This window comes from Paracoccus salsus (assembly GCF_021556615.1).
GTDB lineage: Bacteria > Pseudomonadota > Alphaproteobacteria > Rhodobacterales > Rhodobacteraceae > Paracoccus > Paracoccus salsus.
Genome location: NZ_JAKGGD010000002.1, coordinates 406,445 through 420,259, shown reverse-complemented (window position 1 = coordinate 420,259; position 13,815 = coordinate 406,445). Strand labels below are relative to the sequence as shown.

The following is a 13,815-nucleotide window of genomic DNA, read 5'->3' as shown; positions in this document are numbered from 1 at the left end:
CAGGCATGGTCTTTCGCGCAGGCTAGTCCGCGTGGAAGAGACCGGCCCCCAGATGTTCGCGCGTTCCTTGGGGGCCGGTGCTTACTCCTAGCAACTTCGCGCGTGTCAGGCGAGCGTCATCACGCGAGTCCGCCGCGCACCAAACCCATGCCGGTCGAGGGCGAGGCGTCCATGCCGCCCAGGACCTCTTCAGGCTGACAACTCGCCCCGCAGCGAATTCGCCGCAGTTTCCAGGATGCGGACCTTTGCCAGATCGCCGATCCGGGCTTCGGGAGCATCCACAAAGACCGAGTGCAGGTAATCCGACTTGCCGACCATCTGGCCCGTCATGCGACCCGATTTCTCGAACAGCACACGGAGGGTCCGGCCGACCATGGCCTGCTGCGTGGCCTTTTGCTGGCGGGTCAGAAGCGCCTGCAATTCCTGCAGCCGCGCGTCTGCCACGGCGCTCTCGACCTCGGGCCGGTCATAGGCCGGCGTACCCGGCCGCGGCGAATACTTGAAGCTGAACGCAGTGCCGAAGCCGACCTGTTCGATCAATCGCAGCGTGGCATCGTGGTCCTGATCGGTTTCGCCGGGAAAGCCGACGATGAAGTCGCTGGTCAGCATCATGTCCGGACGAGCCTCGCGGATGCGATCGATCAGGCGCAGATACTGGTCGGCCGTATGCCTGCGATTCATCGCCTTCAGAATCCGGTCGCTGCCGGACTGCACCGGCAGATGCAGATAGGGCATCAACTGCGGCACGTCGCGATGCGCCGCGATCAGGTCGTCGGCCATGTCGTTCGGATGACTGGTCGTATAGCGGATGCGGTCCAGCCCCTCGATGTCGCCAAGCGCGCGAATCAGCCGGCCGAATCCCCATTCGCGCCCGTCCTCGCCGATGCCGTGCCAGCCATTGACGTTCTGTCCCAGCAAGGTGATCTCGCGGACGCCGCGGGCGACCAGGTCGCGTGCCTCATGCACGATCCGCGCGACCGGTCGGCTGACCTCTGCCCCGCGCGTGTAGGGCACGACGCAGAAGGCGCAGAACTTGTCGCAGCCTTCCTGCACGGTCAGGAAAGCCGCGGGCGCGCGGCGGGTCGCCCGGCGTTCCGGCAGATGGTCGAATTTGTCCTCTTCCGGAAAATCGGTCAGGATCGCAGGTGCCTCGCCACGCAGCATCGCCGGCAGGCGGTGATAGGTCTGCGGCCCCACAACCAGATCGACCAGCGGCATCCGGCGGATGATCTCGGCGCCCTCGGCCTGCGCGACACAGCCCGCCACGCCGATCTTCAGGTCGGGCCTTGCGGCTTTCAACGGCTTCAGCCGACCAAGATCGCTGTAAAGCTTCTCGGCCGCCTTTTCACGGATGTGGCAGGTGTTCAGCAGGACCATGTCCGCCTCGGCCTGGTCCTCTGTCAGGACATATCCCTCGGCGCCCATGGCCTCGGCCATGCGCTGGCTGTCATAGACATTCATCTGACAGCCATAGGTCTTGATGAATAGCTTCTTTGCGGCCGGGCCGGCGGGGTCGCTCATGTCATGCTGTCCTTGGAATTCGCGCGCTGATACATGAAAGCGCGGCCTTTGGGAAGGCGGGCATGCGCATCGGCCTGGTCCGGTCCGGCCCTCGGGCCCCGATCGCGCCGTGCCTTGCGGGCCGAAACCGTTTGCACGGCCGACCGACCGATTGCTATGATTCGCCCTGTCAGGCGCCGCCGAACCGGCAGCTGGTCGGGGCAGTGCACGGACAGGGCTGATGGAGGCCACGCGACAGCGCGGATCAACTGAAGCATTGTCGCACGCTGATCCTGGACCAGGCCGAAGCGAGGAAAAAATGAGCTGTCACACCGCGATGCCGACCCAGTCGCACGAGTTGGTCATCGACCGCATCCTGAACGCCCCGCGCGACAATCTGTGGCGCTGCTGGACCGATCCCCGGCTGATGGAAGACTGGTTCTGTCCCAAGCCCTGGCATGTCTCGGATGTCGTGGTGGACGCACGGCCGGGGGGCGAGTTCAGCTCCGTGATGCATGGTCCCGGTGGCGAGGAAATTCCCAGCACCGGCGTCTTCCTGGAGGTGGTCGAGGGAAGCAAGCTGGTCTTTACCGACGCCTTGCTGCCTGGCTGGCTGCCTTCCGGCCGACCGTTCATGGTGGCCGAGATCCTGTTGGAGGATATCGGCGACGGCAACACCAGATATGTCGCGAGGGCCCGTCACTGGACTGATGAGGCCTGCCGCGAACACGAGGCGATGGGTTTTCACGAGGGCTGGAACGCGGTTGCCGACCAGCTTGAAGCCTTGGCTGCCAGATTGTGAGTATCAGCCGGCGAAGCCGGTCCGCTGTCTGCGTTCGGCCAGAGGATGCCTCGCTGTGATGACCCAAGCGATGCGGAACGCGACCATCGGTTCCCGGGCTTCCGGCTAGTTCGAAGCGTCGCGCATCTGCCCGGCCAGGAAGCGTCCGGCGCGCCGCCAGGCATCGTCGTTGTCGCCACGGAAATTCAGATTGCGGCTGCGGATCAAGGTGCCGCTTTCCGTGTCGACCAGATTGGCGAAGAGTTGCAGAATGAGCGTGCTGGTCTTCTGCGCGACCACGAACAGCGTGCGGTCTCCGCCGGCGTCGCGGCCAAGAGCGAGCAGGCAATCCGTGGTCTGCGGCTGGCAGGTTGCGGTGCTTGCCGCATCGATCAGGACGGCATTGCCCAATTCATCGCGCAGCGTCCCGGCCAGAATATCCAGCCGCCGCTGATGCTGGTCCTGCTGGTCGCGGGCTTCGCCTGACGTGTCAAGAAACTTGATCGGCAGAATCGCGGTCTGCTCTGCAAGTGCGGGGATCGGCAGCAAGGCGATCAGAAGGGGGATGAAGAGACGGTGCATGATTGCCGCAGCCTAGGGCGTAGGCCCGAACGGGACAATCGGCAATTCGTCGGTGGCCCGATCATTCCTGTGATCCGGGCGCGGACGGCCCGGGCGATCCGCCGGCGACGCCTTGACGCCCATTGAACGCCCCGCATGCGCCGGATAGCCTGCATCCCAAACCTGTCCATGGAGGCATGACGATGAACAAACCCCAAAGCTGGGAAGCCCGCGCCGACGAATTTTCGCTTTACGGTTTTACCGACCTGCCAAGCGTCCATAAGCGCGGCGCCGTTGTGCTGACGCATGGCGAGGGTCCCTATGTGGTGGATGTCAACGGCCGGCGCTATCTCGACGCGAATTCGGGGCTATGGAACATGGTTGCGGGCTTTGACCACAAGGGTCTGGCCGAGGCGGCGAAGGCGCAATACGATCGTTTTCCCGGATACCATGCGTTCTTCGGGCGGATGTCCGATCAGACCGTCATGCTGTCCGAGAAACTGGTCGAGGTGTCGCCGTTCGAACGCGGCAAGGTCTTCTATACCAACTCGGGCTCTGAGGCCAACGACACCATGGTCAAGATGCTGTGGTTCCTGCATGCCAGCGAGGGCAACCCCAAGCGCCGCAAGATCCTGACCCGGATGAACGCCTATCACGGCGTGACCGTGGTGTCGGCCAGCATGACCGGCAAGCCCTATAACGAAGTGTTCGGCCTGCCGCTGGACGGTTTCTTCCATCTGACCTGCCCGCATTACTGGCGGTTCGGGGAACCGGACGAGACCGAGGAAGAGTTTACCGCCCGCCTCGCGCGAGAACTGGAAGAGACCATCGAACGCGAGGGCGCCGACACCATCGCCGGCTTCTTTGCCGAGCCGGTGATGGGTGCGGGGGGCGTCATCCCGCCCTCGAAGGGCTATTTCCAGGCGATCCTGCCGATCCTGCGCAAGCACGCCATCCCGGTGATCTCGGACGAGGTGATCTGCGGTTTCGGGCGGACCGGGAATACCTGGGGCTGCCAGACCTATGATTTCATGCCTGACGCGATCATCAGTTCCAAGAGCCTGACCGCGGGGCTGTTCCCGATGGGCGCGGTGATCCTGGGGCCGGAACTGTCGGACCGGTTGCAGGCCGCCGTGGAAGAGATCGAGGAATTTCCGCACGGGTTCACAGCGTCAGGGCATCCGGTCGGCTGCGCGATCGCTTTGAAGGCCATCGATGTCGTGATGAACGAGGGACTGGCCGAAAACGTCCGAGAACTGGCGCCGCGGATGGAGGCCGGGCTCCGCGCCATCATGGATCGCAGCGACCATATCGGCGAGTTGCGCGGTGTCGGTTTCATGTGGGCGCTGGAAGCGGTGAAGGACAAGGCGACCAAGACGCCGTTCGATGGGGATCTGTCCGTCAGCGAGCGTATCGCGAACACCTGCACGGATCTGGGTCTGATCTGTCGCCCTCTGGGGCAGTCGATCGTTCTGTGCCCGCCCTTCATCCTGACCGAGCCGCAGATGGACGAGATGTTCGAGAAGCTGGAGCAAGCCCTGAACGAGGTCTTCGCCGAAATCGCCTGAGACCGGGCCGGTCGCCGGTCGTCAGCCCGGTGCGCGGTGTCGGTCTGCAACGGTCGTCAGTTGCGGGCCGCTGCTGGTCATGTCGATCGCGACGGCCCCGCTTTGCCGCAGCCGCGACGGGTCCAGAAGCACGCAGCGCGGCAAGCCGCCGGGCAGGTCGACGCGTTCGGTCGCAACGACGATGTGGCGCGGCCGGCATCCGGCGGCGGCCCGCTGACCCGATCCCTTGCCGGTGAAATGCAGCAGCCGCCAGCCATCGGGCAGTGACGCCTGCCGGTCGCGGCGATCGCCTGTCCAGGCGGGTCGCGCCGCAGCCTGCGCCTGGTTGGCGGTGTCGCCATCCTCAAGCAGCCAGGTGTTGACGACGAAGGCGCCTCCGGCGGGTTTCGAGACCGCGCGACCCGCAGGCGTCATCAGGCCGACGGCCTCGCCTTCGGGCGCGACCAGGATCATCGGCCGGCTCGCGCTCAGCCACAGGGCAAAGGCAGTGGCCAGCATCGCAAGCCCCAGGGCAAAGCCCGCTGTCATCGGCAGGGGGCGTGGCGCCGCGTTCTTCTGCCTCCAGCACAACACGGCAAGCGCAGCGCCGAATCCCATCAGCGGAACCACCGCCGCAGGCGGCAGTGCAACGGCGGTGACAGCACCGTTCAGGCCTGCGACGAAATCGGCCACGCGCAGCATCCAGGCGGTGCCAAGCCCCATCACCCACAGCGCCGGACCGGCCAGCCCGATGGGTGCCAGAATCGCGCCAATCACGCCCGCCGGCATCACCAGCGTGCCCATCACCGGCACCACGAGCATGTTCGCCAGCAGCCCGTATTGCGCCATCCGGTTGAAATGCGCGGCCGCGATCGGGGACGTGGCCAGCGCCGCGACGAAGGAGGAAACCAGCAGCATCAGCACCGGGCGCATCCATATCGGCAGATGCGGACTGATCCTCGACCAGGGCCCGTATGTCAGGATCAGGGCGATGGTGGCGGCAAAGCTCATCTGGAAGCCCGGCGACGTCAGCGCCTCGGGGCTGTAGACAAGGATGATCGTCGCGGCCAGCGACACGGTCCGCAGCGATATCGCGCGCCGGTCGACAAGGATGGCGCACAGCATGACCGCAACCATGACGAAGGCCCGCTCGGTCGCAACCCCGCCGCCGGACAGCCACAGATAGGCCGCCGCCGCTGCCAGCGCGCCGACTGCCGCAAGCTTGTGAACCGCCTGTGGCAAGGGCGCGCCCACCCCCTGCGCCAGGACAAGCGTCAGCCGCAGCGCGGCATAGACGAAACCGGCCAGCATGCTCATGTGCAGGCCCGAGATCGAGATGATGTGGTACAGGTTCGAGGCGCGCATGATCTCGTTGGTTTTCTCATGGATGCCCGAGCGGTCCCCGGTCATCAGCGCGGCCGCGACTGCGCCCTCCTGGCCGCCGATCCTCTGCTGGATGGCGGTGCTGATCGCGATCCGCGCGCGGTGCATGCCCCACAACCCCTCCTCGGGCGGAGAAATCGCAAGGATCGGGGTGCGCGTGTAACCCACGGCCCCCAGTTCCTGATACCAGGCGTGCTGCCTGAAATCGAAGCTGCCCGGCGAGGCGGGACCGGATGGCGGGCCCAGATGACCGGTCAGCATGACGCGTTGCCCCAGCACGGGCAGGTTCTCGGTCGCGGCGTCCATCAGCGAAAGCCGCACCCTCGCCGGAGTTTTCCGGGGCGCAAGATCGCGCAACGTTACCCGGTCCAGCGTCAGGCGGATGCGGTCGCGGGCAGAGCGGTCGATATCGACCAGCCGCCCTTCGACCGGACCATAATACCGCCATTCCAGGATCGGTGCGGCGACCTGTGCCGAGCGCAGGCCAGCCAGGCCGAAGCCGACCGCGATCAGGACCAGGGCCATCCCACCGACCCGCAGCCCATCGGCGAGGACCCAGCCGATCTGTCCCCGTTCGGCCAGCGGCAGGGCGGCGCGCGTGGTGGCGAAAGCACCGATGGCACCTGCGGCAAGCAGCATCCATTGCCATGGCTGGAGCAGGATCGGCAGCGCGAACCAGAACGCGATGCCCGCAGACAGGCAGACCGGCACCCAGACAAACAGACCCGCCCGGCTTGCTGCGGCCGGGCGGGGTCGGCGCTTTGCCATGTGCCGGGACGCACGGGTGCGGGACGGAGCAAATCCCGGCAGCGCGTCCGGCGCGGGCGGCGCCTTCTTGTCCGTCACGGGGCCCGACGCAATGCCGGACTGGGCGGTCATTCTTGTCCTTTCCGCGGTGCTTCTCTATCTGTGCTCACGACCATGGCACGACCTGCTTACCAAAATGTTAACGCCGCCGTGACTGCCCCGAAATTCGCGACCAGGAAGGCCTCGATGTCCGACCAAGCCAAGATCGTCACCCGGTTCGCCCCCTCTCCCACCGGATATCTGCATATCGGGGGCGCGCGGACGGCGCTGTTCAACTGGCTCTATGCGCGCGGGCGGGGGGGAAAGTTCCTGTTGCGCATCGAGGACACGGACCGTGCGCGCTCGACCCCGGAGGCGACGGCCGCCATCCTGAAGGGGCTGGAATGGCTGGGTCTGGATTGGGACGGCGAGCCGTTGAGCCAGTTCGCCCGCAAGGATCGGCATGCCGAAGTCGCACGGCAGATGCTGGCGACCGGCGCGGCCTACAAGTGCTTCTCGACCACCGAGGAAATCGCGGCCTGGCGCGAAACTCATCCGCGCGAGGCCTTCAACAGCCCGTGGCGCGAGGCAGGCGAACTGCCCGATGCGCCCTATGCGATTCGTCTGAAGGCGCCTCGGGAGGGAGAGACCGTGATCGACGACGCCGTGCAGGGTGAGGTGCGCGTCGCCAATGAGCAATTGGACGACATGGTGCTGTTGCGCAGCGACGGAACACCGACCTACATGCTGGCGGTCGTCGTGGACGATCACGACATGGGCGTGACGCATGTGATTCGCGGTGACGACCATCTGACGAACACGGCGCGTCAGATCCAGATCTACGATGCGATGGGCTGGAGGCGACCCGTTTTCGCCCATATTCCGCTGATCCACGGCGAGGACGGCAAGAAACTGTCCAAGCGTCATGGTGCCGTCGGGCTGCACGAGTTCGCGTCGCTGGGTTATCCACCGGCGGCGATGCGCAACTACCTGGCCCGGCTTGGTTGGAGTCACGGGGATGACGAGTTGTTCGGCGACGCCGAGGCCCGGAACTGGTTCGATCTGGCGGGGATCGGACGGGCGCCTGCGCGTCTGGATTTCAAGAAGCTGGAACATGTCAGCGGACACCATATCGGCGCGATGGACGACGCCGCCCTGCTTGCGGCATTGCAGGATTATCTGGCGGAGACCGGGGCACCGCCCTTGACCCAGCAGCAGAAGGACCGACTGATCCCCGCGCTGCCGGTGTTGAAGGAAAAGGCCAGAACCCTGCCGCAATTGCTGGAACAGGCGCGGTTCGCGCTGATCGACCGGCCCGTCGATATCGACGAGAAGGCGGGCAAGGCGCTGGATCCGGTATCCCGTGGTATGCTGAAATCATTGACTGCCGCGGTGCAGCATGCTAGCTGGACGCGAGACGAGCTGGAGCGGGCCGCCAAGCAGGTCGCCGAGGAAAACGGTGTCGGATTGGGCAAGCTTGCGGGGCCCCTGCGCGCCGCTTTGGCCGGACGCAGTGCGACCCCCAGCGTGTTCGACATGATGACGGCGCTAGGCCGCGGCGAGTCGCTGGCCCGGTTGCAGGATCAGACGGTTTCGGCAGGCTGACGCCTGCCATCACACGCCCGGGCACACGCGCTGGATCGCGCCTGGCCCGGCTCTGCCGGAAAGGACGTTTTGATGGCCGAACCGAAGACTGCCACACTGCGATTGAACGACGCCGAACACGAACTGGAGATCCTCAGTCCGACCGTGGGTCCGGATGTGCTGGATATCCGCAAGTTGTATGGCCAGGCCGGTGTGTTCACCTATGACCCCGGCTTCACCTCGACCGCAAGCTGTGATTCGACCATCACCTATATCGACGGGGACAAGGGCGAGTTGTGGTATCGCGGCTACCCGATCGAGCAGTTGGCAGCCAAGTCGCATTACCTCGAAGTCTGTTTCCTGCTGCTTTACGGCGATCTGCCCAGCGCCGATCAGTTGCGTGACTTCGAGACGCGCGTGACCCGTCACACGATGGTCCATGAGCAGATGCAATACTTCTTCCGCGGCTTCCGCCGGGACGCCCACCCGATGGCGACGATGGTGGCCGTGGTCGGCGCGATGTCTGCCTTTTACCACGATTCGACAGACATCAGCGATCCCTGGCAGCGCGAGGTGGCCTCGATCCGGCTGATCGCGAAACTGCCGACGATCGCGGCGATGGCCTATAAATACTCGATCGGCCAGCCCTTCGTTTATCCGCAGAACGAGTTGGATTACGCCTCGAACTTCCTGCACATGTGTTTCTCGGTCCCGTCCGAAAAATACAATGTCAATCCGGCGCTGGCAAAGGCGATGGATCGGATCTTCACGCTGCATGCCGATCACGAGCAGAACGCCTCGACCTCGACGGTTCGTCTGGCCGGATCGTCCGGTGCGAACCCGTTCGCCTGCATCGCGGCCGGCATCGCCTGCCTGTGGGGGCCCGCGCATGGCGGCGCAAACCAGGCCTGTCTGGAAATGTTGCGCCAGATCGGCAGCGTCGAGAATATCCCGGAATATATCGCCCGTGCAAAGGACAAGGACGATCCGTTCCGTCTGATGGGCTTTGGTCACCGGGTTTACAAGAACTTCGACCCGCGCGCGAAGGTCATGAAGGAATCCGCCGACGAGGTCCTGGACATGCTGGGCATCCACGACAATCCGACGCTGCAGGTCGCCAAGGAGCTTGAGAGGATCGCACTCGAGGATGAGTATTTCGTCTCGAAGAAGCTGTATCCGAATGTCGATTTCTACTCGGGGATCATTCTTGAGGCGATGGGATTCCCGACCGCGATGTTCACGCCGATCTTTGCCCTGTCGCGCACGGTTGGCTGGATCGCGCAGTGGAAAGAGATGATCAGCGATCCGCAGAACAAGATCGGACGCCCGCGGCAACTCTATGTCGGCTCGGAAAAGCGCGATTATCTGGACCTGTCCAAGCGCTGAGAATTGCGCTGCTGCAAGAAAGCGGAAGGGGGCGGTGACGCCCCCTTTGTTCTTGCTTGCCTGATGATGATCCCGGATCGCGTCCCGGGGATCAGTCCCTGGCCAGGATCGCGGCTGCCGCTGCCCGCGCGGCCGCATTGACCGCGACGACAAGGGGCTCGTCGAATTGTGGCTGTAGTCGAAGGGCAGAGGCGGACAGCGGCCCGCCGCCCATGATCACGGCTTCGGCGCCATCCTGATCGACCGCGACCCGCACGGCCTCGGCCAGCGCGGCATCCAGCCGATCGGGGTTCTGGACAAGCTCGTTCGGCTCACCTTCCGTCACTCGGGTGCCGCGATACTGTGCCCCGTATCCAAGCGCCGCGGCCTTCTGTCGAAACGATTCGATCAGGCCCTCGTCGGGGGTGACCGTGACGATCGCGAAGTTGCGGCCATCGCGGGCGGCTTCGTGAAAGACCTCCTCGCCGATGCCGAACACCGGCAGGTCCACCGCTGCGCGCAGTTCGGCAAGTCCAGGGTCGCTGAACGCGGCGACGATGATCGCGCCGACCGAAGGATCGCTTGCTGCTGCGCGACCGATCTCGACCACGCCCGAGGCGGCATTGATCATGTCCTGCGGGGTGGTCAGCAACGGCGGGGCGTCGACGTTGCTCTCTCCGATCACTGCGACACCCTCGCCTGCGGCCTGCGAGGCCAGTTCGGTCATCGACTGCGTGGCGTTCTGATTCGAGTTGGGGTTGATCAGAACGATGGTCTTGCCCGGTGTCTGAGCGAGGGCGGGGGCCGCCAGAAGCGCGGCAAGCAGGCTGAAGGCCGGCAACGCCGAGCGAAGCCATCCGGGAACAAGGGCGAAGAAGCGTGAAAACATGGGGTTCCTCCTGTCAGACGCTCTATCCAAGGGGTATGTCAATTATTGTTCTCAATTATTGATAACAATCATCAGCCGTCTTTGGTAGGGGTTTTTCTGGGGCCACCCGAATTGGTGTGAACGGACGGTGGCACATCTTGCGCGCTGGTCAGGCTGATGGCATGGACCTTTCATGAGCGATGATCGAAACGACAGGCAGGGCGCAAGGCTTGCGCTGGTGACCGGGGCCTCTCGCGGGCTGGGCGCGGCACTGGCAGAGGCGCTGGCGGCACGTGGCTATCACGTGCTGGCCGTTGCCCGGACCGTGGGCGGGCTGGAAGAGCTTGACGACAGGATTCGTGCCGCAGGCGGCACTGCGACCCTGGCGCCGATGGACGTGACCGACGCGTCCGCGATGCAGCGCCTGGCCGAGTCCATCCTGGAACGATGGGGAGGGCTGGAACTTTGGGCGCATTGCGCGATCCATGCCGCACCGCTGTCGCCCGTGCCGCATATCGACGGCAAGGACTGGGCGAAATCCCTGCTGCTGAATGTCGAGATCGTGCGCGGGTTGATCGCGTTGCTGGAACCGGCCCTCAGGCTGCGGCAGGGCACCGCGCTGTTCTTCGAGGATGCGCGGGCGGGATCGAAGTTCTTTGGGTCTTACGGTGCGACCAAGGCGGCGCAGATCGCGCTGGCCAGAAGCTGGCAGGCGGAAACGGCACGGACCGGTCCGCGGGTCGTCATCGACAGCCCCGCGCCGATGCCGACCGCGGTAAGGGCGAGGTTCTTTCCGGGCGAGGATCGCGCCGGGCTGACTCCGTGCGCGTCCGAGGCCGAGCGGATCCTGACGGCGCTTTAGGCAACCGCGCCACGGCTCCATCATCCGATCAGGGCCGCACGGTCGTCGCAACGAAGAGACGGGCCTGGGCTCAGCCGATCGGCGCGGTCGCGTCTTGCAGCCAGCGTTGCGTGGCCTCGTCCAGCAGGGGCGACAGCGCGTCGCGGACCGTTGCGTGATAGGCGTCCAGCCAGGCCTTTTCATCCCGCGACAGCGCCGCGCGATCGATGGCGCTTGTGTCGATCGGACACAGGGTCAGCGTCTCGAACTGCATCATGCGGCGGCCCGGCTCGGCATCCGCCTCGATCACGGCGACCAGGTTCTCGATCCGGATGCCGAATGCCCCTTCGCGATAATAGCCGGGCTCGTTCGACAGGATCATGCCTGTCTCCAGCGGCAGGTCGCTTGCCCGGCTGATGCGCACCGGCCCCTCATGAACGCAGAGCGCCGCACCGACGCCGTGACCGGTGCCATGGTCATAGTCCAGACCCTGCTGCCACAGGAACTGGCGCGCGAGGGCGTCAAGATGCGCGCCCGAAACGCCATGCGGAAATCGTGCCCTGCTGATCGCGATCATCCCGCGCAGAACTGCGGTATAGGGCGCGACGGCGTCCTGCGGAGGTGGCCCCAGCGACAGGGTGCGGGTGATATCCGTCGTGCCGTCGGGATACTGCCCTCCCGAATCGATCAGCATCATCTCGCCCCGCGCGAGGCGCCGGTTGGTGCTTTCCGTCACGCGGTAATGCACGATCGCTCCGTGCGGTCCGGCGCCACTGATCGTGTCGAAGCTGATGTCCAGGATGCCGGCATCGCGGCGCAGGGATTCAAGCTTTCGGACCACGTCGATCTCGGTCAGCGCCGCCGGGTCCTGCCCGTCAAGCCATGCCAGAAGGCGCACCATCGCCGCCCCGTCGCGACGATGAGCCGCGCGCATGCCGCGCAATTCGGTGGCGTTCTTGCGCGCTTTCGGCAGGATCGCCGGGTCCGCGCCGCGGACGATGTCGGCGCCGGCCTGTTCAAGCAGGCGGAATGCCGCCTCGGGCGCGGTCGCGGGGTCGATCCGGACCGGCCCCTTCAGATCCAGAAGCGCGGCGGCCAGCCCTTCGGGATGCAGGATCGAGACCTCGCTGCCCAGATGGTCGCGCAGCGCATGGTCGAACTTGTCCGGATCGGCAAACAACGCCAGGTGACCCTTGTCGGACAGCACCGCAAAGCCTTGCACGATCGGGTTCTTGGGCACGTCGCTGCCACGGATGTTCAGCAGCCACGAGATCGAATCAGGCAGCGACAGGAAGGCCGCCGCCTGCCCTTCGTCGCGCAGGTGCTGCGCCAGCCGCGCGCGCTTGTGCGTCGAGGATTCGCCGGCAAGGGCATCGTCATGCGCGCGGGCCGCGCCGACCGGCGGCGCAGGGCGGTCCAGCCATATCGTGTCTATCGGGTTGGTCTGGACGGCGATCAGGCCGATGCCGCTGTCAGCCAGCCCGTTCTCCATCCCCTCGATTTCCTTGCGGGTATGCAGCCACGGATCGAAACCGGCGCGACCGCCGTCTGGCAGGGCCTCGCGCAGCCAGTCCGAGGGCCTCGTCTCCGGCCACGGCACCGGCGTGAAATGGGCGAGGTCGATCTGCGACTTGACCTGAACACGATAGCGACCGTCGGTGAAGACGCCGGCCCGGTCATGCGTGACGATCGCAAAGCCCGCGCTGCCCGTGAAACCCGTCAGCCAGGCCAGCCTTGCATCGGCATCGGCGACATACTCGCCCTGATGGGCGTCGGCGCGGGGAATGACAAAGGCATCAAGCCGCAATTCGCGCATCCTGGCGCGAAGACCGGCCAGTCGGCCGGGGTGATCGTCGCCCGCGGCGGGATCGTCGAAGCTCTGCAAGCTCAAAATTCGATCGCCTTCATCACCTCGGGTTCGATCACATCGACATCGGGCAAGCCGTCCTTCAGTGCCTGCGCGGACTGTTCCAGCAGCGGGAAGGTCTTGTAGTGACAGGGGATGACGGTCCGGAAGGCGAAATATTTCCGCGCCGCGAAGGCCGCGCGCTTCATGTCCATGGTGAAATGGCCGCCAGCACACAGGATGCCGATATCGGGCTGGTGCAACTCGCCCATCCACTGCATGTCGGCCATGATGTCGGTATCGCCCGACACATAGATCGTGTGGCCCTCACCCGCGATCATGTAGCCGGATTCGTGCCCTGCATAGACAGGCCCGTCGGCGCCATCCAGCGAGCTGGAATGGCTGGCGTTGACCATCGTGACCTTCGCGCCGCCCAGATCGACCGTGCCCCCCTTGTTGAAGCCGATACCCTCGATGCCGTGATGCGTGGACCAGCTGTTGATCAGATCATAGATGCCGGCGACCGGGATATTCAGCTCTTTCGCGATGGCCACCGTGTCGCCTGAATGATCGCCATGCCCGTGGGTCAGCAGGACATGGGTGGCGCCGCCAATGGCCGCGTCGCGACGGCCCTCGGGGAAGACGGGGTTGCCGGAAAGCCAGGGGTCGATCAGGATCACCGCGTCCTCGATCTCGAGCCGGAATCCGGAATGGCCAAGCCAGGTCAGTTTCATCGCTGCCTCCTGTTGCAAG

11 protein-coding genes are annotated in these 13,815 nt (G+C 65.2%); 5 read left to right on the top strand and 6 right to left on the bottom strand.

The annotated features are described in order from the left end of the window. Window positions 1–189: 189 nt before the first annotated feature. The gene (gene miaB, locus L1965_RS05325) at window positions 190–1,521 is read right to left on the bottom strand and encodes a tRNA (N6-isopentenyl adenosine(37)-C2)-methylthiotransferase MiaB (protein WP_235755367.1); all 1,332 of its coding nucleotides are present in this window, start codon (window positions 1,519–1,521) and stop codon (window positions 190–192) included. Window positions 1,522–1,819: 298 nt separating this feature from the next. On the opposite strand from miaB, the gene L1965_RS05320 reads away from it, so the two are divergent. Continuing rightward, the gene (locus L1965_RS05320; RefSeq protein ID WP_235755366.1) at window positions 1,820–2,302 is read left to right on the top strand and encodes an SRPBCC family protein; all 483 of its coding nucleotides are present in this window, start codon (window positions 1,820–1,822) and stop codon (window positions 2,300–2,302) included. Between the two features lie 105 nt (window positions 2,303–2,407). Here the strand turns inward: L1965_RS05320 and L1965_RS05315 are convergent, their stop codons facing one another. Beyond that, window positions 2,408–2,863: a DUF2380 domain-containing protein gene (locus tag L1965_RS05315; RefSeq protein ID WP_235755365.1), complete on the bottom strand. Its 456-nt coding sequence runs from the start codon at window positions 2,861–2,863 to the stop codon at window positions 2,408–2,410. A gap of 182 nt (window positions 2,864–3,045) precedes the next feature. On the opposite strand from L1965_RS05315, the gene L1965_RS05310 reads away from it, so the two are divergent. Then, entirely contained in the window at window positions 3,046–4,410 is a 1,365-nt protein-coding gene (locus L1965_RS05310) for an aminotransferase (protein WP_439332054.1), read from the top strand. 21 nt (window positions 4,411–4,431) lie between these two features. On the opposite strand, the gene L1965_RS05305 is transcribed toward L1965_RS05310, so the two are convergent. Beyond that, window positions 4,432–6,651: a ComEC/Rec2 family competence protein gene (locus L1965_RS05305; RefSeq protein ID WP_235755363.1), complete on the bottom strand. Its 2,220-nt coding sequence runs from the start codon at window positions 6,649–6,651 to the stop codon at window positions 4,432–4,434. A 114-nt stretch (window positions 6,652–6,765) separates the two neighbouring features. Here L1965_RS05305 and gltX point away from each other — a divergent pair, with 114 nt between their 5' ends. After that, a complete protein-coding gene (gene gltX / locus L1965_RS05300) occupies window positions 6,766–8,163 on the top strand; it encodes a glutamate--tRNA ligase (RefSeq protein WP_235755362.1) in 1,398 nt (465 codons plus the stop codon). A 72-nt stretch (window positions 8,164–8,235) separates the two neighbouring features. Then, window positions 8,236–9,528, top strand: a complete 1,293-nt coding sequence (gene gltA / locus L1965_RS05295) for a citrate synthase (protein ID WP_235755361.1) — start codon at window positions 8,236–8,238, stop codon at window positions 9,526–9,528. Between the two features lie 91 nt (window positions 9,529–9,619). Here gltA and L1965_RS05290 read toward each other — a convergent pair whose 3' ends face one another. Beyond that, a complete protein-coding gene (locus tag L1965_RS05290) occupies window positions 9,620–10,396 on the bottom strand; it encodes an aspartate/glutamate racemase family protein (RefSeq protein ID WP_235755360.1) in 777 nt (258 codons plus the stop codon). 172 nt (window positions 10,397–10,568) lie between these two features. On the opposite strand from L1965_RS05290, the gene L1965_RS05285 reads away from it, so the two are divergent. Then, window positions 10,569–11,237, top strand: coding sequence for an SDR family NAD(P)-dependent oxidoreductase (locus L1965_RS05285; protein ID WP_235755359.1), 669 nt, complete (start codon window positions 10,569–10,571; stop codon window positions 11,235–11,237). Window positions 11,238–11,307: 70 nt separating this feature from the next. Here the strand turns inward: L1965_RS05285 and L1965_RS05280 are convergent, their stop codons facing one another. Together L1965_RS05280 and L1965_RS05275 are read right to left on the bottom strand one after the other, a co-directional pair. Then, window positions 11,308–13,107 (bottom strand): aminopeptidase P family protein, encoded by a 1,800-nt coding sequence (locus L1965_RS05280; RefSeq protein ID WP_439332053.1) that lies wholly within the window; start codon window positions 13,105–13,107, stop codon window positions 11,308–11,310. After that, window positions 13,104–13,796: a metal-dependent hydrolase gene (locus L1965_RS05275; protein WP_235755358.1), complete on the bottom strand. Its 693-nt coding sequence runs from the start codon at window positions 13,794–13,796 to the stop codon at window positions 13,104–13,106. The genes L1965_RS05280 and L1965_RS05275 overlap by 4 nt, the downstream gene beginning before the upstream one ends. Window positions 13,797–13,815 lie beyond the last annotated feature (19 nt).

Excerpts from the sequence above, each read along its gene's own strand:
- L1965_RS05315 (WP_235755365.1), bottom strand. The coding sequence starts at position 2,863 with ATGCACCGTCTCTTCATCCCCCTTCTGATCGCCTTGCTGCCGATCCCC.
- L1965_RS05305 (WP_235755363.1), bottom strand. The coding sequence starts at position 6,651 with ATGACCGCCCAGTCCGGCATTGCGTCGGGCCCCGTGACGGACAAGAAG.
- L1965_RS05275 (WP_235755358.1), bottom strand. The coding sequence starts at position 13,796 with ATGAAACTGACCTGGCTTGGCCATTCCGGATTCCGGCTCGAGATCGAG.
- L1965_RS05290 (WP_235755360.1), bottom strand. The coding sequence starts at position 10,396 with ATGTTTTCACGCTTCTTCGCCCTTGTTCCCGGATGGCTTCGCTCGGCG.
- gltX (WP_235755362.1), top strand. The coding sequence starts at position 6,766 with ATGTCCGACCAAGCCAAGATCGTCACCCGGTTCGCCCCCTCTCCCACC.
- L1965_RS05310 (WP_439332054.1), top strand. The coding sequence starts at position 3,046 with ATGAACAAACCCCAAAGCTGGGAAGCCCGCGCCGACGAATTTTCGCTT.
- miaB (WP_235755367.1), bottom strand. The coding sequence starts at position 1,521 with ATGAGCGACCCCGCCGGCCCGGCCGCAAAGAAGCTATTCATCAAGACC.
- gltA (WP_235755361.1), top strand. The coding sequence starts at position 8,236 with ATGGCCGAACCGAAGACTGCCACACTGCGATTGAACGACGCCGAACAC.
- L1965_RS05285 (WP_235755359.1), top strand. The coding sequence starts at position 10,569 with ATGAGCGATGATCGAAACGACAGGCAGGGCGCAAGGCTTGCGCTGGTG.
- L1965_RS05320 (WP_235755366.1), top strand. The coding sequence starts at position 1,820 with ATGAGCTGTCACACCGCGATGCCGACCCAGTCGCACGAGTTGGTCATC.